Origin of the sequence: Mycobacterium appelbergii, from assembly GCF_032883035.1 — a bacterium.
Classification (GTDB): domain Bacteria; phylum Actinomycetota; class Actinomycetes; order Mycobacteriales; family Mycobacteriaceae; genus Mycobacterium; species Mycobacterium appelbergii.
Map to the genome: position 1 here is coordinate 38,252 of NZ_JAMQTH010000012.1, position 18,549 is coordinate 56,800.

Sequence of the window (18,549 nt, forward strand, 5' to 3'; positions counted from 1 at the left end):
GAAGAGCCGAGGACCCAGATGACAGACCCGACTCCGTCCCCGGACGAGATTGCCGCGCTGTTACAGGTCGAGCACCTGCTCGACCAGCGTTGGCCGGAAACCAAATTGGAGCCCAGCACCACGCGGATCACCGCCTTGTTGGAGCTGCTGGGCTCGCCGCAACTCGGCTACCCGTCCATCCATATCGCAGGCACCAACGGCAAGACATCGGTGGCACGCATCGTCGACGCGCTGCTGACCGCGCTGCACCGGCGCACCGGGCGCACCACGAGCCCCCACCTGCAGTCGGCGGTCGAGCGCATCTCGATCGACGGGAAGCCCATCACGCCCGCGCAGTACGTCGCGACGTACACCGAGCTCGAGCCGTTCGTGCAGCTGGTGGACCAGCAGTCCGAAGCCGGGGGCGGTCCGGCGATGAGCAAATTCGAGGTGGTCACCGCGATGGCGTTCGCCGCGTTCGCCGACGCGCCGATCGACGTCGCGGTGATCGAGACGGGCATGGGCGGACGGTGGGACGCCACCAACGTCGTCAACGCACCTGTCGCGGTGATCACCCCGATCGGGATCGACCACGCCGACTACCTGGGTGACACGATCACCGCGATCGCCGGGGAGAAGGCCGGCATCATCACCAGGCAGAAAGACGACCTGGTTCCCATGGGGATGGACACGTCCACGGTGGCGATCATTGCCGAGCAGGCTCCCGAAGCGATGGAAGTGCTGCTGGCCCAGGCTGTGCGCGCCGACGCCGCGGTGGCCCGCGAAGGCTCCGAGTTCGCGGTCTTGAGCAGGCAGGTCGCCATCGGCGGCCAGCTGCTCGAACTGCAGGGGCTCGGCGGGGTGTACTCCGAGGTGTTCCTGCCGCTGCACGGCGAACACCAGGCACACAATGCGGTGGTGGCCTTGGCCGCGGTGGAGGCGTTCTTCGGCGCAGGGCCGGACCGTCAACTCGATATCGAGACCGTGCGTGCTGGGTTCGCGTCGGTGAGCAGCCCGGGTCGACTGGAGCGGATGCGCAGTGCTCCAACGGTATTCATCGATGCGGCGCATAATCCCGCCGGTGCGGCAGCGCTGACTCAGACTTTGCAGCAGGAGTTCGACTTCCGTCATCTGGTCGGTGTGGTGTCGGTGATGGCGGACAAGGACGTCGACGGCATCCTGACCGCGTTGGAGCCGGCGTTCGACCAGATCGTGGTCACCCACAACGGCTCTGCGCGGGCCCTCGATGTGGAGTCGCTGGCCCAGCGGGCCGAGGAGCGCTTCGGTCAGGACCGCGTGATCACCGCGACAACGCTGCCCGATGCCATCGAAACGGCCACGGCACTGGTCGAGGACGCCGGTTCCGACGGCGAGGGACTCTCCGGGGCGGGCATGGTGATCACCGGCTCGGTGGTGACAGCCGGGACTGCCCGAACCCTGTTCGGACGGGATCCGCAGTGAGCGAACAACCGGCGGGCGAACAACTACCGCCGCCACCGGATCCGTGGAAGAGCTTCCGCGGGGTGATGGCCGCGACCCTGATCCTGGAAGCCATCGTGGTGTTGCTGGCGCTGCCGGTGGTCGCCGTCGGCGACCCAGGACTGACGCTGTGGTCCGGGGGCTATCTGATCGGGCTGGCCGTGGTGCTGGTTCTGATGGCGGGGGTGCAGGGTAGGCCGTGGGCCATCTGGGCGAACCTGTCGCTGCAACTCGTCGTGATCGCCGGGGTGGTCATCCACGGCGCCATCGGTTTCATCGGCGTGGTGTTTGCGGTGGTCTGGCTACTGCTGGTGTATCTGCGCGCCGAGGTCAAGCGCCGGCAGGACCGTGGTCTGCTGCCCGGTCAGCAACGTCCGCCGGAATAGTGCCGGGGACCGTGATGGCGCAGGGTATTACCGACCGGTACGCTTCCTCTCCGTGACTGAGCGGACCCTCGTACTGATCAAGCCGGACGGCGTGCAGCGCCACCTCGTGGGGGAGATCCTCAGCCGGATCGAACGCAAGGGCCTGACGCTTGCGGCCCTCGAGATGAAGAACGTGAGCGAGGACCTGGCGCGGCAGCACTACGCCGAGCACGACGGCAAGCCGTTCTTCGCCTCGCTACTGGAATTCATCACTTCCGGACCCGTTGTTGCCGCGATCGTGGAAGGCCCGCGGGCTGTGGCTGCGTTCCGCCAGATCGCAGGCGGCACCGATCCCGTCGAGAAGGCGGTGCCCGGGTCGATCCGTGGTGACCTGGCGATTGTCACTCAGGACAACCTGGTGCACGGGTCGGATTCGCTGGAATCCGCGGCCCGTGAGATCGCGCTGTGGTTCCCGGCCGAGGTGTCAGCTCGGTAACTGGGTTGCGCGGTCTGGTCAGGACCGCCCCAGTGATGTGGGATACTGGTTGCGGGTAGCCGGCTTCACACCGAGGCTGAACACCCGAATGAAGACTTCGACGAGCGCGACCATCGCAATCCGGTGCGGCGCGGGCCGTCCAGCCGTCATTCAGCCAGGCACCGGGTGGGTTCGGTAGCGAGCCGCCCGGAGCGAGACCACAACAAGTCCGGGGAAAGTGTCCCGGGCCAATAGCGGAAGCCCTCGCGTGGCCGCGTCGAACAGACGCGCCCGGGGGCTTGAGGAGAATTCGTGGCCGAAGATGCCCAAACCGAAGACCTATCAACCCAGACTCCAGAACAGGACAGCTTCCCAGAGCGGCTGAGAGTTCATTCGCTGGCCCGGGTGCTCGGCACCACCAGTAGGCGGGTGCTCGATGCCCTCGCCGAACTGGACGGACGTCGGCGCAGCGCGCATTCCACGGTCGACAAGGCCGAGGCTGAGCGGGTCCGCGAGGCGCTCGCTGTTCCACCGGTCGAGGCTGGGGTAGCCGCTGAGGTGGTCGCGGAAGCGGTTGCTGAGGCCGCCGTACCGGTCCAACCGACGGAACAGTCCGCCGAGCCGGTGGAACAGCCGGCCGCCGAGGTCCCGGCTGTCGAGGTCCCGGCTGTCGAGGTCACCGCTGCGGCCGTGCTCGTCGATGGTGACGAACCCGAGTCACGGTTGATTCTGGAGACCGCCAACATTCCGCCTGCCCGCGAGGTCAACACCGATCGGGCCGACTACCTGCCGCTGTTCGTCGCCCCCCAGCCCGTCCGGTTCGAGCCGGTAGAGGCCGACGACGAGGACGCCGACGATTCAGCTGACGCGGCGGACGATTCTGACTCCGACGAGGACCAGTCCGACCGGCCTGCCGCACGGCGGCGGCGCCGGGGTCGCCGGGGACGCGGGCGCGGCCGTGGCGAGCAGAGCGATGACAATTCGGACTCCGATGACGGCCCCGACAATCAGGACGACACCGATGAGCAGGATTCCGGTGACGATTCCGAGGACTCCGACGATTCGGACGACAATGGTGACGACGACACCACCAGCGCTGATGGTGGCAGTCGTCGGCGTCGTCGGCGTCGCAGGCGCAAGTCGGGCTCGGGCGACTCCGACGAAGCGTCCTCACCGGACGACCCGCCGAACACCGTCGTGCACGAACGGCCTCCGCGCAATGACAAGCCGGAGAAGGACAACAACGAGATCCAGGGCATTTCCGGATCTACGCGGCTGGAAGCCAAACGGCAGCGCCGTCGGGACGGTCGCGATGCCGGACGCCGGCGTCCGCCGATCCTGAGCGAGGCCGAATTCCTCGCCCGTCGTGAGGCCGTCGAGCGGACGATGATCGTGCGTGACAAGGTGCGCACCGAACCACCGCACGAAGGCGCCCGCTACACCCAGATGGCGGTGCTCGAAGACGGCGTGGTGGTCGAGCATTTCGTCACCTCACCGGCATCGGCTTCACTGGTCGGCAATATCTACCTCGGCATCGTGCAGAACGTGCTGCCCTCGATGGAAGCGGCGTTCGTCGACATCGGCCGTGGCCGCAACGGCGTGCTCTATGCCGGCGAGGTGAACTGGGAGGCCGCCGGGCTCGGCGGTGCGCAGCGCAAGATCGAGCAGGCGCTCAAGCCCGGCGACTACGTCGTCGTGCAGGTCAGCAAGGATCCGGTCGGGCACAAGGGGGCGCGACTGACCACGCAGGTGTCCCTGGCAGGCCGATACCTGGTGTACGTACCGGGCGCCTCGTCGACCGGCATCAGCCGCAAGCTGCCCGACACCGAACGCCAGCGCCTCAAGGAAATCCTGCGCGAAGTGGTCCCGGCCGATGCCGGTGTGATCATCCGCACCGCATCCGAGGGCGTCAAAGAAGACGACATCCGCACCGACGTCAACCGCCTGCAGGAGCGCTGGACGGAGATCGAGGCCAAAGCCACCGAGATCACCGGGAAGAAAGCCGGTGCGGCGGTCGCCCTCTATGAAGAGCCCGACGTGCTGGTGAAGGTCATCCGTGACCTGTTCAACGAGGATTTCTCCGGGCTCATCGTGTCCGGCGACGAGGCCTGGACCACCATCACCGAGTACGTGCAGTCGGTGGCCCCCGACCTCATGGGCAGGTTGACCAAGTACGAGCCGGCCGGTGACGGACCCGATGTGTTCGCCGTGCACCGCATCGACGAGCAGTTGGCCAAGGCGATGGACCGCAAGGTCTGGTTGCCCTCGGGCGGAACCCTGGTCATCGACCGCACCGAGGCGATGACCGTCGTCGACGTCAACACCGGCAAGTTCACCGGATCGGGCGGCAACCTCGAACAGACCGTCACCCGCAACAACCTGGAGGCCGCCGAGGAGATCGTGCGCCAGCTGCGGCTCCGCGACATCGGCGGCATCGTTGTCATCGACTTCATCGACATGGTGCTTGAGTCCAACCGGGATCTGGTGCTGCGCCGCCTGACCGAGGCGTTGGGCCGCGACCGCACACGCCACCAGGTGTCCGAGGTGACATCACTCGGTTTGGTCCAGCTGACCCGAAAGCGCTTGGGTACCGGGCTGGTTGAAGCATTCTCCACGTCCTGCACCCATTGCGGTGGCCGAGGGATCGTTCTGCACAGTGACCCGATCGAATCCGCTTCCGGGGGCGGTGGCCGCAAACCGGAAACCAGCGGCGGCGGACGCCGCGGCAAGCGGGGCAAGAAGGCCGTCTCCCGTCCCGACGACGTGCAGGTGGTCAAGGTTCCGGCGCACACACCGGGTGAGCATCCGATGTTCAAGGCGATGGCGGCCTCCTCCGGGGACCATCACGACGAGGCGGACGGTGAGGTCACCGACGAGGCGAGCGCCGGTGACGACGAGCAGACCACCACCGACCAGCCGGTCGACTCCGAGGCGCAGACCACAGATGAGTCGATCGAAGAGGACTTCACCGGCGGGGACGATTCGGACGACGATTCCGACGAGTCTGAGGATTCCGACGACGACTCAGATGAGTCGGACGAGTCGGATGACGAAATCGACCTCGATGACGACGATGACGACGAGGATGACCTCGACGAGGACATCGAGGTGGTCGGCGACTCCGACGATGATTCTGACGACGACACCGATGATGACTCCGACGGCGATGATTCGGACGACTCCGACGGTTACCGGGACTACTACCGGCCCCCGGTGGTGGCCGCCCGTGGTGGTCGGGTACGTCGTCGGGCGTCGGCCCGCCCGGCCGGCCCGCCGACTCACGAGAGCTGAGGTGTCGGTTTGACCCTTTACCCGCTGGTCACGTACCCTTGACCAGTTGTCGCCAGCGCCTGTGATTGCAGGCCGGTGACGGCGGGACATTTCCCGCCACCCCAGACCCGCGCACGTACCGACTGGTAGCGCGCGCCCGGAGAGCAGCAGAGGACACAGGACACGATGGCGACATACGCAATCGTCAAGACCGGCGGCAAGCAGTACAAAGTCGCGGTCGGCGACGTGGTGAAGGTAGAGAAGCTCGAATCCGAGCCCGGCGCGTCAGTGTCGCTGCCCGTCGCCCTCGTGGTTGACGGCGCCAAGGTCACCAGCGCAGCTGACGACCTGGCCAAGGTCGCTGTGACCGGTGAGGTCCTGGAGCACACCAAGGGCCCCAAGATCCGGATCCACAAGTTCAAGAACAAGACCGGCTACCACAAGCGCCAAGGGCATCGTCAGCAGCTGACCGTGCTCAAGGTCACCGGTATCAAGTGATGAGCCGTCAGGCGAAGAACAGACAAGACAGCGCAAGGGGCATCTAGATGGCACACAAGAAGGGCGCTTCCAGCTCGCGGAACGGCCGTGATTCTGCATCACAGCGGCTCGGCGTCAAGCGGTTCGGTGGCCAGGTCGTCAAGGCAGGCGAGATCATCGTCCGTCAGCGCGGCACCCACTTCCATCCCGGCGTGAACGTTGGCCGCGGCGGCGACGACACCTTGTTCGCCACCTCGCCCGGCGCCGTCGAGTTCGGCTCCAGGCGCGGACGCAAGACGGTCAACATCGTTCCCGTTCCGCGGCCGGAGGCCTGAGACTTCGAGGACACCGCCCGCGAATGTGAAGCAGCTGCGAGTTCTCGACAGAACTTCCGCATAGCTTCACATTCGACGGAAAGGATGTCCGATGCCCCGGTTTGTTGACCGCGTCGTCATACATGCGCGGGCCGGCAACGGCGGTCACGGCTGCGCTTCGGTGCACCGCGAGAAGTTCAAACCACTCGGCGGTCCTGACGGCGGTAACGGTGGCCGCGGCGGCAGCGTCGTGTTCGTCGTCGATCCGCAGGTGCACACCCTGCTCGACTTCCACTTCCACCCCCACGTCGACGCGCCCTCGGGCAAGCAGGGGGCAGGCAGCAACCGCGATGGCGCCGCGGGCGAAGATCTCGAAGTCCGGGTGCCCGACGGGACAGTCGTGCTCGACGAAGACGGCCGCCTGCTGGTCGACCTGGTCGGGGCAGGTACCCGTTTCGAGGCTGCCGCGGGCGGTCGTGGCGGGCTCGGCAACGCCGCATTGGCCTCTCGGGCCCGCAAGGCTCCGGGTTTCGCGCTGCTCGGCGAGAAGGGGCAGGCCCGCGACCTCACCCTGGAACTCAAAACCGTCGCCGATGTCGGCCTGATCGGATTCCCATCGGCCGGAAAATCCTCACTCGTATCGGTGATCTCGGCGGCCAAGCCGAAGATCGCCGACTATCCGTTCACCACATTGGTGCCCAATCTCGGTGTGGTGTCGGCGGGGGAGCACACGTTCACGGTCGCCGACGTGCCCGGCCTGATTCCCGGGGCTTCCGAGGGCCGCGGCCTGGGGCTGGAGTTCCTCCGGCACCTGGAGCGATGTGCGGTACTCGTGCATGTGGTCGACTGCGCCACGATGGAGCCCGGTCGCGATCCGGTCTCCGATATCGAGGCACTCGAGGCCGAGCTGGCGGCCTACACTCCGACGCTGCAAGGCGATTCGACGTTGGGCGATTTGGCATCACGCCCGCGTGCGGTGGTGCTCAACAAGATTGATGTCCCGGACGCGCGGGAGTTGGCCGAATTCGTCTCCGAAGAGGTCGCCCGGCGGTTCGGCTGGCGGGTCTTCGAGGTGTCCACGGTCAGCCGTGACGGCCTACGTCCGTTGACGTTCGCGCTGTGGGAAATGGTGAAGGCCTACCGCGACGCGCAGCCCGCGTTGGCACCGAAGCGACCGGTGATCCGGCCGGTCGCGGTCGATGAGAGTGGCTTCACGGTCGAATCCGACGGCGAGGGCGGCTTCGTCGTGCGGGGCACCAGGCCGGAACGCTGGATCGGTCAGACCAATTTCAACAACGACGAGGCCGTCGGCTACCTCGGCGACCGGCTGGCCCGGTTGGGCGTCGAAGACGAGTTGCTGAAGCTGGGCGCCAAGCCCGGTTGCGCCGTCACGATCGGTGACATGACCTTCGACTGGGAGCCTCAGACACCGGCCGGGGCCGATGTCGACGTGCCGATCACCGGGCGCGGCACCGATATCCGGCTGGAACAGAACGATCGGGTCGGCGCCGATGAACGCAAGGCCGCGCGGAAGGCACGCCGGGAGAGCGACGCGTGAGCGTCCACCGCGACGCGGTCCGCACGGCGCGCAGCGTGGTGGTCAAGATCGGAACCACAGCGCTGACCACGCCTTCGGGGGTGTTCGACGCCACCCGGCTGGCCGCGCTGGCCGAGGCGATCGAGGGCCGCATGAAGGCGGGCTCTGATGTGGTGATCGTGTCCTCGGGTGCGATCGCCGCCGGGATCGAGCCGCTTCGGCTGAGTAAGCGGCCCACGGATCTGGCCACCAAGCAGGCCGCCGCGAGCGTGGGGCAGGTTGCCCTCGTCAACGCCTGGAGCGCGGCGTTCGGAACCTACAACCGCACCGTCGGGCAGGTGCTGCTGACCGCACACGACATCTCGATGCGGGTGCAGCACAACAATGCTCAGCGCACTCTGGACCGGTTGCGAGCTTTGCACGCGGTAGCGATCGTGAACGAGAACGACACGGTGGCCACCAACGAGATCAGGTTCGGCGACAACGATCGACTGTCGGCGCTGGTGTCGCATCTGGTCGGGGCCGACGCGTTGGTGCTGTTGTCCGATATCGACGGGCTGTACGACTCAGATCCGCGAAAAGGCAACGCGCGCTTCATAGCTGAAGTCGCCGCCGCGGGTGACCTGGACGGTGTGGTGGCCGGCGGTGGCAGTCATCTTGGCACCGGTGGGATGGCGTCGAAACTGTCCTCGGCCCTGCTGGCCGCCGATGCCGGCGTGCCGGTGCTGTTGGCGGCCGCTTCCGATGCCGCGGCCGCGCTGCAGGATGCATCGGTGGGCACGGTGTTCGCGCCGCGCCCCGAGCGGATGTCGGCACGCCGTTTCTGGGTGCGCTACGCCGCGGAGTCGGCAGGCGCCCTGACGTTGGACGACGGGGCGGTGCGTGCGGTGGTCAAGGCACGCCGCTCGCTGCTGCCTGCCGGAATCACCGAGGTCTCCGGGCGATTCCATGGCGGTGACGTGGTCGACCTGCGCGGACTGGATGGCCGGACGGTCGCGCGCGGCGTGGTGGTCTATGACGCGGCCGAACTGACCACGATGATCGGTCGTTCGACCCACGACCTGCCTGCCGAGATGCGCCGACCCGCCGTACATGCCGACGATCTGGTCGCCACCTAGCGGTTTGTGGAGTTTTAACCGTGCACGGTGCGGCTGGGACGCCACAAATCACGGGTTTGGCGACTGCAGATAGAGCGCACCCCAGACGATCTCGGTGAGCGTGGTGGCCAGTCCGGGATCAAGGGACTCCGGTTGCGCGGGCAGATTCTGATGACAGGTCCGCTCCACCATCCAGGTCAGGGCGCTGGCGGTGGTGTCCGCAGGTAGTTCGGCGCGGATGAAGCCGTCGGACTGCCCGGCCTCGATGACCCCGGTGAGCTGTCGGATGATTCCGCCGAGCAATTCCCGGTAGGTCTCGCCGACGAGCTGGTCGTAGGCGGACATCTCGTTGAGCGCGACCAGAACCGGTTGGTGACGCCGATAGCTTGCGATGATGCCCGACATCGCGGTGTGGACATCGGCAGGATCACGCCGGCGCGCGACGCCCCACCACTGCTGCGCATCACGGGCCAGATCCCCGAACACCTGGGTGGCCAGCCGCCGCAGCAGATGCCCCTTGTCCTCGAAGTAGATGTAGAAACTGGCCCGGGAGATGCCCGCCTCCGTCGCGAGCCTGTCGACGCTGAGTTCGGTGAAGCTCGTGCCGTCCGACATCAGCCGGTCGGTGGCGTCCAACAACTGCCTTTCCACCCGTTCGCGGCGCTCTTCGCGTTTGGCCTGCGGTTTTCGCGTTACCGATGGCATGGCCACCAGGGTATCCGCCGATCGCACACCTTGACTAGACATGCTGTCTAGACTTATTGTCACCATCATGACTGTGTCACCGATCACACCGGTCTCTGCTCCCGGCGGGCGCCCCTACGATCCGATCGATCTGTCGTCGCGGACGTTCTGGGCCACCACCGCCGCCGAACGTGAGGCCGCATTTACCGAACTGCGGGCCGCACGGCCGGTGAGCTGGCATCCGCCGGTGGAAGACGCGCTGATGCACGATCCGGACGACCGCGGCTTCTGGGCGGTCACGCGGCACGCCGATATCGTCGCGATCAGCCGTGACAGCGAGACCTTCCGATCGGGTAAGGGGGTGATCTTCGAGAATGTGCCCGAGGAGTTGCTCGAGGCCTCGCAGTCCTTCCTGGCCATGGATGCCCCGCGGCACACCTTGATTCGGAAACTCGTGCACTCCGCGTTCACGCCCCGACAGGTCAGCCGGATCGAAACGTCGATCAAGGAGAACGCCGGGACGATCGTCGCGGAACTCAAAGCTGCCGGCAGCGGCGTCGACTTCGTCGAGCAGTGCGCCAAGGAACTGCCGATCCGCACCCTGTCCGACATGGTCGGGATCCCGGAATCCGAACGGAACCAGGTCGCTCATGCTGCCGACGCCATGGTGTCATGGGCCGATCCGGTGTACCTCGCCGGCCGCAACCCACTCGAAGTGCTGCTGGAAAGCCAGATGTACCTGCATCAGGTCGCATACGCACTCGCGGCGCAGCGCCGCGAACACCCGGGTAACGACCTGATCAGTGCCCTCGTGCAGGCCGAGGTCGACGGGGACCGGTTGACCGATGCCGAGGTGGCGGCATTCTTCGTGCTGCTTACAGTCGCCGGAAACGACACCACCCGTCAGGCCACCAGCCACACGCTGCGGGCACTGACCGACTTCGGTGACCAACGTGCCTGGCTGATGGAGGATTTCGACGGCCGCATCGGTGTCGCGGTCGAGGAATTCGTGCGGTGGGCAACCCCGGTCATGACGTTTCGCCGCACCGCCGCCACTGATGTCGAAATCGGCGGTCAGCTGATCGCCGCGGGGGAGAAGGTGGTGATGTTCTATGCGTCGGGCAACTGGGATTCGACTGTGTTCGACCGGCCCGAGTTGTTCGACCTCAGTCGTAAACCCAATCCACACCTCGGATTCGGTGGCGGTGGCCGGCACTTCTGCCTCGGCGCGCATGTGGCCAGGACTCAGTTGCGGGCCATCTTTGCCGAGCTGCTACATCAGCTACCCGGCATCGAGGCCGGCGAACCTGCTTACCTGCAAGGCAATTTCGTGCACGCTATCCGATCGATGCCCTGCTCGTTCTAGCCAGTTCACCGGCGAGCAAGGCCAGCATCTCCGAGCATCCGGCCTCGACCTTCACCGCAGCCAACTCGTCGCCGCGGGTGTGCCCACGGTTGATGATTCCCACCGGGATGCCGTGTGCCGACGCATGCCGCACGAATCGGTAACCGGAGTACACGGTCAGCGATGACCCCGCCACCAGCAATGCCTCAGCTTCATCGATCAATGAGTAAGCCTGCTCCACACGGTCTTTCGGTACGTTCTCGCCGAAGTAGACGATGTCGGGTTTGAGCATGCCGCCGCAGGCCGGACAATCGACGATCACGAAGGACGCCGTGTCCGCGACGACGGCATCGGCATCGGGAGCCACCGCGATACCGCCGACCGATTCGGCCCGTTCGACGAATCCCGGGTTCGCGGTTTCCAACAACTCGGCCAGCAGACTGCGCTCAAGGGTATGCCCGCAATCGAGGCACACCACCTGCGCATAGGTGCCGTGCAGGTTGACGACGTCGCGGCTGCCGGCCTTGGTGTGCAACAGGTCCACATTCTGCGTGATGAGTCCCGTCACCACGCCGGAGAACTCCAACGCCGCCAGTGCCCGGTGCCCGGCGTTGGGCATCGTCCGGTCCATGTGTCGCCAGCCGACATGGTTGCGGGCCCAGTAGCGCTGCCGGAACACCGGATCGGAGGTGAACTGCCGGATGGTCATCGGATTGCTCGGTGGCGAATCCGGACCACGGTAGTCAGGGATGCCGGAGTCGGTGGACATTCCTGCGCCCGTCAGTACGGCAACGCGCCGCTCTTGCAGCAGGGCGACGAGTTCGGGGGCATCCACACCTCGACAATAGGCGGGCAATGGCGGGCCACGCCGTCCCTCGGGGTAGACGCTCAACCAAGGCTGTCCGCTGCCGAGACGATCTTGGCGCTCATGTTTCGCTGCATCATCCGCAGGGCCGCCTCGCCCAGGTCCGCGTCGATGTGTGCGACCGCATCGGCGGGCACCACCACATCCAGATGGCGCACATACGCGTCGAGCGCGCTGTACAGGATGCACTGCTCGGTGACCTGCCCCGTGAGCACCACCCGCCTGGTCGCGAGCCGACCCAAGAGGTAATCCAGCGCCGTCGCGTAGAAGGCGCTGTGCCGCACCTTCGTGAGCACCCGGCTGCCCTCGGCCGGAACGATCGGGGAGACCAGGTCCGGTCGTGCGCCGTCGAGCGCCGCGCGCACGATGTCGCTGAAGTCCGCGGTGAAATCGCCGTAGTTGTCGTTGACGTAAATCAGGTCGACGTCCTCGCGGGAACGGGCCACGTCGACGAGTCTGACCAGCGGATCGACGATCTCCACGACATTGGGAACCAACAGTTCGGCGTCCTTGTGCCGGTAGGCGTTGAGCATGTCGACCACGAGGACAGCGGTATCGGCCACAAGAGGTTGATACCCCGTCACCCGTTCTTGACACTTCTCGGGCAACATTGGGAGGTGATGGACTTCTACTCGGCTTACCACCACGGGTTCGCGCGGGTTGCCGCCTGTACCCATCACACGGCACTGGCAGACCCGCAGGCCAATGCGGAGTCGGTGCTGCGGCTCGCACAGGCGTGCCATGACGATCACGTCGCGCTTGCGGTTTTCCCCGAGCTGACGTTGTCCGGATATTCGATCGAGGACATCCTGCTGCAGGACGCGCTGCTGGAATCGGTCGAAGAGGCTCTCGTCGAGATTGTCGCGGCCTCGGCGGTGCTGACGCCGGTGCTGGTGGTCGGGGCGCCGCTGCGGCACCGCCACCGCATCTACAACACGGCAGTCGTGATTCACCGGGGTGCGGTGCTCGGGGTCGTGCCGAAGTCCTATCTGCCGACCTATCGCGAGTTCTACGAACGCAGGCAGCTGGCGGCGGGCGACGACGTGCAGGGCACGATCCGCGTTGCCGGGGCGGAGGCGCCCTTCGGGCCCGACCTGTTGTTTGTGGCGTCGGATCTGCCCGGCTTCGTGTTGCACGTCGAGATCTGCGAGGACATGTTCGTCCCGGTCCCGCCCAGCGCGCAGGCCGCGTTGGCCGGTGCGACGGTGCTGGCCAACCTGTCCGGCAGCCCGATCACGGTCGGCCGCGCCGAGGACCGCTGCCTGCTGGCCCGGTCCGCCTCGTCGCGCTGCCTGGCTGCCTACGTGTACGCCGCCGCAGGTGAGGGCGAGTCGACGACGGATCTGGCCTGGGACGGTCAGACCATGATCTGGGAGAACGGACTGCTGCTCGCCGAGAGTGAGCGGTTCCCGCATGGTGAGCGACGCTCGGTGGCCGATGTCGATCTGGAGTTGTTGCGTTCGGAGCGGTTGCGGATGGGCACCTTCGACGACAACGCCCGGCATCACCGTGCCACCGTGGATGCGTTCCGGCAGATCGAGTTTCAGCTTGATCCACCCACCGGTGACATCGGGCTGCTGCGTGAGGTCGAGCGTTTTCCCTTCGTGCCGTCGAATCCGCAACGGCTGCAGCAGGATTGCTATGAGGCCTACAACATCCAGGTGTCCGGCCTGGAACAACGGCTGCGGGCGCTGAACTATCCGAAGGTGGTGATCGGGGTCTCCGGTGGTCTCGACTCGACCCATGCCCTGATCGTCGCCGCGCGCGCGATGGATCGGGAAGGCCGCCCGCGCAGCGACATCCTGGCGTTCACCCTGCCCGGATTCGCCACCGGCGACCGCACCAAGGGTAACGCGATCCGGCTGGCCGAGGCGCTCGGTGTCACGTTCGAAGAGATCGACATCTCCTCGACCGCCCAGTTGATGCTCACCGAGATGGACCACCCGTTCGGACGCGGTGAAAAGGTGTATGACGTCACGTTCGAGAATGTGCAGGCGGGTCTGCGTACCGATTATCTGTTCCGGCTCGCCAACCAACGCGGCGGCATCGTGCTGGGCACCGGTGACCTCTCCGAACTTGCGCTGGGCTGGTCGACCTACGGTGTCGGCGACCAGATGTCGCACTACAACGTCAACGGCGGCGTGCCGAAAACCCTGATCCAGCATCTGATCCGGTGGGTGATCTCGTCGGGCCAATTTGGAGCTGACGGCTCGGCAGTCAACGAGGTGCTGCAGTCGGTGCTGGACACCGAGATCAGTCCGGAGCTCATCCCCACCGGCGAGGACGAGGAAATCCAGAGCAGCGAGGACAAGGTCGGCCCCTATGTGCTGCAAGACTTCTCCCTGTTTCAGGTGCTGCGTTACGGCTTCCGGCCGTCGAAGGTGGCGTTCCTGGCCTGGCACGCCTGGCATGACCGCGACCACGGCGATTGGCCCGCGGGACATCCCGAGGACAAGCGTCCGGCCTACTCGCTCAAGGAGATCCGGCATTGGCTGACGGTGTTCGCGCAGCGGTTCTACTCGTTCTCCCAGTTCAAACGTTCGGCGCTGCCGAACGGGCCCAAGGTGTCGGCCGGCGGCTCGCTGTCCCCGCGCGGGGACTGGCGGGCACCGTCGGACATGTCCGCCCGAATCTGGCTCGATGAGATCGAGCGGGAGATTCCCGAGGACTAGCAGTCGCAGGCAAACGCCCGACTAACTCTCGATCACACGGGTGACATACGTCGTCATCCCGGATAACCGCACCGGTGACACCTTGACCGGCACTCCGGTTTGCTGGGCCTCGAGCATCTGTCCATTGCCGAGGTAGATGGCCTCGTGTTGGCTGCCGCCAGGCCCCCAGAACAGCAAGTCGCCGCGCTTGGCCTGCGACGGTGGGACCTGCCTGCCGGCCTTGTACTGATCGCCGGACCATCGGGGGAGCAACACCCCGACCCCGGCGAAGGCGTAGCGGGTCAGCCCCGAGCAGTCGAATCCGACCGTGCCGGCGCCCGAGTCCACGCCCTTGCTCGGCCCGGTCAGGCTGCCGCCGCCCCACGAATACGGCACCCCGATCTGTGAGCCGGCACGCTTGATCACATATTCGATCGCTTGCCGGCCGTGCACCCGCCCGGAGGCGGCGCCGGTCGGACTGGACCCGAATATGCCCAGGCTGCCCAAGAACGTGCGACCCAGATTCATCGTGGTCTCGGCGGCGATGCGCGTGGCCTGCAGCGAGGCGTTGGCGGCGGCCACCGGATCGCCCGGCGCCCCGGCGCTCACCCTGGTGGGCAGCGTGGGATCCCATTGGACATCGTCGGCGCCCGCCATCGTGGGCGCGGACAGGCCGAATATCACGAACGCGATGAACAGGCTCACGATTCGGAGTCGTTGCGTGGCACGCACAATCGAGATCACCGCCCTTCGTCATGCCGATCGGCCTGCACCAGGCGGGTCAATGCCGAGCGTCTCCGATCCAACTACGTACGTAGTTACTTAGTACGTAATTGGACCGTACATCACTCAGGCCATTTCGTAACGCCCGCAATGTGTCTCACTTTGATAACTGCGCGACGGGGAGTCGGACGCGATCGGTATCAGCAGGCGGCCCCGGTACTACAACCGGCCGTCGACCCGCAGTTCGGGGTGCACCCAATCCGGTGAGCGGCGCTCCTTGAACGAGCGGAACCCCTCGGCGGCCTCGGGGCCGCTGTAACTGGCCTTCATCCCGATGCGGTCGTAGAGGCCCAGATAGTTGTCCAGGCTGGACTTGACCACCCCGCGTGCCCGTGGCGCGGTCCGGCAGCACTGGGCCAGCACTTCACGGGCCGCCGCGAGCAGATCGTCATGGTCGGCGACGCGCGCCACCATGCCCCAGTCGAGGGCTTCCGCGGCGCTGAGCGTGCGGCCGGTGAACATCAGGTCGCGGGTCCGCACCGGCCCGATCAGCCGGGCCAGCATCTGGCTGTAGTACGTATCGGCGATGCCGCGGTACAACTCCGGCACCCGGAACGTCGCGCGGTCGCTGACCACAGCCATATCGCTGCAGATCGCGATCTGCAGACCACCGCCCTGGCACAGTCCGTTGACCGCGCTCACCACGGGCTTGACCGATTGGCGCAGGGTCTCGAATGGCGTGACGTCCATCGACAGCGCGGCGCCGAAGCTCATCCAGTCATCGGCACCGTCCCCGCCGCCGAGATCACCGCCAGGGGCGAAAACGTCGCCGGTGCCCGTGATCAGCAGGCCGGCCAGGTCCGGGTCGGCCTCCACATGGGTTACCGCATAACGAATGCCGAAGTACATCGCCGGGGTCATCGCATTGCGGGCCTCGGGGCGATCCAGCGTGACCACGCCGAAGGGGCCCTGCCGGTCGAACTTCAGATACGGCGTGCCGAGCCAGTCGCCATCAGGTGGTCGCGGTGTCATACCGGCGACTATAACGACAACGGTATCGGCTTCAGTTCGCCGAGTCCGTGCGCGCAGCGGCGTCGATCGCGGCAGCTGACGGGGCACAGTCGCCCGCACCGCGCACCAGCGTTGCCAGGGCGCCTGCCGCGCAGGCCCGCCGCAGCGCATGCTCGTGTCCGGACAACCATCCGGCGGCCAGCACACCGGCGAACACGTCACCCGCGCCCGCGGTGTCGACTGCCTGCAGGGTCGGGGCCGGCATGTCGAAACGCTCGTCAGAGCCGAGATAGCTGGCACCGCGCGCACCCCTGGTGATCACCAGATGCGGGACCGGCCAGTGCCAGTCGGCGGCCTCGGTCTCGTTGACCACCACCACATCCGCCAGCTCGGACAGTGCCAGGAGGTGGTGCGCCGAGGTACCGGCCGGTGATGCGTTGAGCATGACGACGGCTCCGGCCGCGCGGGCCAGCCGGGCCGCGGCGACCGCGGTGGCGGCCGGGATCTCGAGCTGCAGCAGGACCACCTGGCCTGCGGCGATGGCCGACCGGGCGGCCGGTGAGTCGACTTCCAGCCGCGAGTTCGCCCCGGGTGCCACCACGATGCTGTTCTCGCCGGCCGCGTCGACCACGATCGCAGCGGTTCCGCTCGGTCCCGGCACGGTCATCACCGCGCGCAGATCCACACCGTTGTCGTGTAGATGTGCGCGCAAAGTGGTGGCGGCGTCGTCGTGGCCGAGGGCGGCGACCAGCGTGACCGACGCACCGGCGCGGGCCGCCGCAACGGCCTGGTTCCCACCCTTTCCGCCCGACGCCCACGACAGCGACGAGGCGAGCACCGTCTGCGCCGGACGGGGCAGGGCTCCTACGACAAAGGTGAGGTCGGCGTTGACGCTTCCGACCACACATACGCGCGTCGCAGTCATAGCCGACAACGCTAGACCAGCATCGGGCTGACACGTGTCGAAGGCCGCCGGCAGGTCGGATACGCTGGGCTGATGAGTGTGGAAACTCAATCGAGGGCTGGTGTGGCACCGGAGAACGACCTGCGTGAACAGGTCCACGAGGCCGCCCGCCGAGCCCGGGTTGCGGCCCGCACGCTGGGCACCCTGAGCACCGCGACCAAGAACACGGCCCTGCATGCGGCGGCCGACAGTGTGCTCGCGAGCAGCGAGGCCGTCCTGGCTGCCAACGCTGCCGATCTCGACGCCGCCCGCGCGGCGGGCACTCCGGAAGCGATGCTGGACCGGCTGGCCCTCAACCCGCAGCGGGTGGACGGTATCGCCGCGGGACTGCGTCAGGTCGCGGGACTGCCGGACCCCATCGGCGAGGTGTTGCGCGGACGAACCCTGCCCAACGGGCTGCAATTACGTCAGCAGCGGGTGCCGCTCGGCGTGGTCGGCATGGTCTACGAAGGCCGGCCCAATGTGACGGTCGACGCGTTCGGTTTGACGCTGAAATCGGGCAACGCGGCGTTGCTGCGCGGCAGCTCGTCAGCGGTGCGCTCCAACCAGGCACTCGTCGACGCACTGCGCGCGGCGCTGGCGAGCGAGAACCTGCCTGCCGATGCCGTGCAGCTGCTGCCCAGCCATGACCGGGCCAGCGTCACCCATCTGATCCAGGCCCGTGGCCTGGTCGACGTGGTGATCCCGCGTGGCGGTGCCGGTCTGATCGAGGCGGTGGTGCGCGACGCGCAGGTGCCGACGATCGAGACCGGTGTCGGCAATTGCCATGTGTACGTTCATGAGTCGGCCGATCTCGACCTTGCCGAGAATATCCTGCTCAACTCCAAGACCCGGCGCCCCAGCGTGTGCAACGCGGCGGAGACGTTGTTGATCGACAAGGCCATCGCCGATACTGCGCTACCGCGGTTGTCCGCGGCGCTGCAGCAAGCCGGCGTCACGGTGCACGCCGACCCCAGCGAGGAGGAGTTGCGCGCCGAGTTCCTGTCGATGGACATCGCGCTGGCGGTGGTCGACGGCATCGATGCGGCCATCGCGCACGTCAACGATTACGGGACGGGCCATACCGAGGCCATCGTCACGCGGGATCTGGCAGCGGCACAACGTTTCACCGAGCGTGTCGACGCCGCCGCCGTGATGGTCAACGCGTCCACGGCGTTCACCGACGGAGAGCAGTTCGGTTTCGGCGCCGAGATCGGCATCTCCACCCAGAAGCTGCACGCCCGTGGGCCGATGGGACTCCCCGAACTGACCTCGACCAAATGGATCGTGTGGGGCGACGGCCAAACCCGTCCGGCCTAGACGGTTCTCGACAG

Annotated in this window: 17 protein-coding genes; 11 read left to right on the plus strand and 6 right to left on the minus strand. The window is 66.7% G+C overall.

Going from position 1 to position 18,549, the window contains the following annotated elements; all coding sequences use genetic code 11:
• Positions 1 to 18: 18 nt before the first annotated feature.
• The 8 genes from folC to proB all read left to right on the plus strand — a co-directional run bounded on the left by folC (position 19) and on the right by proB (position 9,014).
• Positions 19 to 1,440 (plus strand): bifunctional tetrahydrofolate synthase/dihydrofolate synthase, encoded by a 1,422-nt coding sequence (folC, locus tag M1247_RS25325; RefSeq protein ID WP_317159166.1) that lies wholly within the window; start codon positions 19 to 21, stop codon positions 1,438 to 1,440.
• Between the two features lie 65 nt (positions 1,441 to 1,505).
• Positions 1,506 to 1,844, plus strand: a complete 339-nt coding sequence (locus tag M1247_RS25330; RefSeq protein ID WP_317159360.1) for a DUF4233 domain-containing protein — start codon at positions 1,506 to 1,508, stop codon at positions 1,842 to 1,844.
• A gap of 52 nt (positions 1,845 to 1,896) precedes the next feature.
• A complete protein-coding gene (ndk, locus tag M1247_RS25335) occupies positions 1,897 to 2,319 on the plus strand; it encodes a nucleoside-diphosphate kinase (RefSeq protein ID WP_317159167.1) in 423 nt (140 codons plus the stop codon).
• A 291-nt stretch (positions 2,320 to 2,610) separates the two neighbouring features.
• On the plus strand, positions 2,611 to 5,589 hold the full coding sequence (gene rne / locus M1247_RS25340; RefSeq protein ID WP_317159168.1) for a ribonuclease E: 2,979 nt from the start codon (positions 2,611 to 2,613) through the stop codon (positions 5,587 to 5,589).
• Positions 5,590 to 5,754: 165 nt separating this feature from the next.
• Positions 5,755 to 6,066 carry a 50S ribosomal protein L21 gene (rplU, locus tag M1247_RS25345; RefSeq protein ID WP_317159169.1) on the plus strand — a complete coding sequence of 104 codons (312 nt, stop codon included), beginning with the start codon at positions 5,755 to 5,757 and terminating at the stop codon, positions 6,064 to 6,066.
• A 47-nt stretch (positions 6,067 to 6,113) separates the two neighbouring features.
• On the plus strand, positions 6,114 to 6,380 hold the full coding sequence (gene rpmA, locus M1247_RS25350) for a 50S ribosomal protein L27 (RefSeq protein WP_317159170.1): 267 nt from the start codon (positions 6,114 to 6,116) through the stop codon (positions 6,378 to 6,380).
• 91 nt (positions 6,381 to 6,471) lie between these two features.
• Complete coding sequence (gene obgE / locus M1247_RS25355) at positions 6,472 to 7,917, plus strand: GTPase ObgE (RefSeq protein ID WP_317159171.1); 1,446 nt, start codon at positions 6,472 to 6,474, stop codon at positions 7,915 to 7,917.
• Positions 7,914 to 9,014, plus strand: a complete 1,101-nt coding sequence (gene proB / locus M1247_RS25360) for a glutamate 5-kinase (RefSeq protein WP_317159172.1) — start codon at positions 7,914 to 7,916, stop codon at positions 9,012 to 9,014. The genes obgE and proB overlap by 4 nt, the downstream gene beginning before the upstream one ends.
• A 48-nt stretch (positions 9,015 to 9,062) precedes the next feature.
• Here proB and M1247_RS25365 read toward each other — a convergent pair whose 3' ends face one another.
• Positions 9,063 to 9,698 carry a TetR/AcrR family transcriptional regulator gene (locus tag M1247_RS25365; protein WP_317159173.1) on the minus strand — a complete coding sequence of 212 codons (636 nt, stop codon included), beginning with the start codon at positions 9,696 to 9,698 and terminating at the stop codon, positions 9,063 to 9,065.
• A 67-nt stretch (positions 9,699 to 9,765) separates the two neighbouring features.
• Between M1247_RS25365 and M1247_RS25370 the strand changes: the two genes are divergently transcribed.
• Positions 9,766 to 11,043, plus strand: a complete 1,278-nt coding sequence (locus M1247_RS25370) for a cytochrome P450 (RefSeq protein ID WP_317159174.1) — start codon at positions 9,766 to 9,768, stop codon at positions 11,041 to 11,043.
• On the opposite strand, the gene M1247_RS25375 is transcribed toward M1247_RS25370, so the two are convergent.
• Both M1247_RS25375 and M1247_RS25380 read right to left on the minus strand, forming a co-directional pair.
• Positions 11,015 to 11,857, minus strand: a complete 843-nt coding sequence (locus M1247_RS25375; RefSeq protein WP_317159175.1) for an NAD-dependent protein deacetylase — start codon at positions 11,855 to 11,857, stop codon at positions 11,015 to 11,017. The two genes, M1247_RS25370 and M1247_RS25375, sit on opposite strands and share 29 nt — an antisense overlap.
• A gap of 53 nt (positions 11,858 to 11,910) precedes the next feature.
• Positions 11,911 to 12,450 (minus strand): cysteine hydrolase family protein, encoded by a 540-nt coding sequence (locus M1247_RS25380; RefSeq protein WP_317159176.1) that lies wholly within the window; start codon positions 12,448 to 12,450, stop codon positions 11,911 to 11,913.
• A gap of 57 nt (positions 12,451 to 12,507) precedes the next feature.
• On the opposite strand from M1247_RS25380, the gene M1247_RS25385 reads away from it, so the two are divergent.
• Positions 12,508 to 14,559 carry an NAD(+) synthase gene (locus M1247_RS25385; RefSeq protein WP_317159361.1) on the plus strand — a complete coding sequence of 684 codons (2,052 nt, stop codon included), beginning with the start codon at positions 12,508 to 12,510 and terminating at the stop codon, positions 14,557 to 14,559.
• Positions 14,560 to 14,580: 21 nt separating this feature from the next.
• On the opposite strand, the gene ripB is transcribed toward M1247_RS25385, so the two are convergent.
• The 3 genes from ripB to M1247_RS25400 all read right to left on the minus strand — a co-directional run bounded on the left by ripB (position 14,581) and on the right by M1247_RS25400 (position 17,197).
• On the minus strand, positions 14,581 to 15,195 hold the full coding sequence (gene ripB / locus M1247_RS25390) for an NlpC/P60 family peptidoglycan endopeptidase RipB (protein WP_317159362.1): 615 nt from the start codon (positions 15,193 to 15,195) through the stop codon (positions 14,581 to 14,583).
• A 285-nt stretch (positions 15,196 to 15,480) separates the two neighbouring features.
• Entirely contained in the window at positions 15,481 to 16,293 is an 813-nt protein-coding gene (locus M1247_RS25395; protein ID WP_317159177.1) for an enoyl-CoA hydratase/isomerase family protein, read from the minus strand.
• Between the two features lie 31 nt (positions 16,294 to 16,324).
• Positions 16,325 to 17,197, minus strand: coding sequence for a ribokinase (locus M1247_RS25400; protein ID WP_317159178.1), 873 nt, complete (start codon positions 17,195 to 17,197; stop codon positions 16,325 to 16,327).
• A gap of 72 nt (positions 17,198 to 17,269) precedes the next feature.
• On the opposite strand from M1247_RS25400, the gene M1247_RS25405 reads away from it, so the two are divergent.
• Positions 17,270 to 18,535: a glutamate-5-semialdehyde dehydrogenase gene (locus M1247_RS25405; protein ID WP_317159179.1), complete on the plus strand. Its 1,266-nt coding sequence runs from the start codon at positions 17,270 to 17,272 to the stop codon at positions 18,533 to 18,535.
• Positions 18,536 to 18,549: the final 14 nt, after the last annotated feature.

Excerpts from the sequence above, each read along its gene's own strand:
- rplU (WP_317159169.1), top strand. The coding sequence starts at position 5,755 with ATGGCGACATACGCAATCGTCAAGACCGGCGGCAAGCAGTACAAAGTC.
- M1247_RS25405 (WP_317159179.1), top strand. The coding sequence starts at position 17,270 with ATGAGTGTGGAAACTCAATCGAGGGCTGGTGTGGCACCGGAGAACGAC.
- M1247_RS25385 (WP_317159361.1), top strand. The coding sequence starts at position 12,508 with ATGGACTTCTACTCGGCTTACCACCACGGGTTCGCGCGGGTTGCCGCC.
- M1247_RS25395 (WP_317159177.1), bottom strand. The coding sequence starts at position 16,293 with ATGACACCGCGACCACCTGATGGCGACTGGCTCGGCACGCCGTATCTG.
- M1247_RS25370 (WP_317159174.1), top strand. The coding sequence starts at position 9,766 with ATGACTGTGTCACCGATCACACCGGTCTCTGCTCCCGGCGGGCGCCCC.
- rpmA (WP_317159170.1), top strand. The coding sequence starts at position 6,114 with ATGGCACACAAGAAGGGCGCTTCCAGCTCGCGGAACGGCCGTGATTCT.
- ripB (WP_317159362.1), bottom strand. The coding sequence starts at position 15,195 with ATGGCGGGCGCCGACGATGTCCAATGGGATCCCACGCTGCCCACCAGG.
- M1247_RS25400 (WP_317159178.1), bottom strand. The coding sequence starts at position 17,197 with ATGACTGCGACGCGCGTATGTGTGGTCGGAAGCGTCAACGCCGACCTC.
- folC (WP_317159166.1), top strand. The coding sequence starts at position 19 with ATGACAGACCCGACTCCGTCCCCGGACGAGATTGCCGCGCTGTTACAG.
- obgE (WP_317159171.1), top strand. The coding sequence starts at position 6,472 with ATGCCCCGGTTTGTTGACCGCGTCGTCATACATGCGCGGGCCGGCAAC.
- M1247_RS25330 (WP_317159360.1), top strand. The coding sequence starts at position 1,506 with ATGGCCGCGACCCTGATCCTGGAAGCCATCGTGGTGTTGCTGGCGCTG.
- M1247_RS25365 (WP_317159173.1), bottom strand. The coding sequence starts at position 9,698 with ATGCCATCGGTAACGCGAAAACCGCAGGCCAAACGCGAAGAGCGCCGC.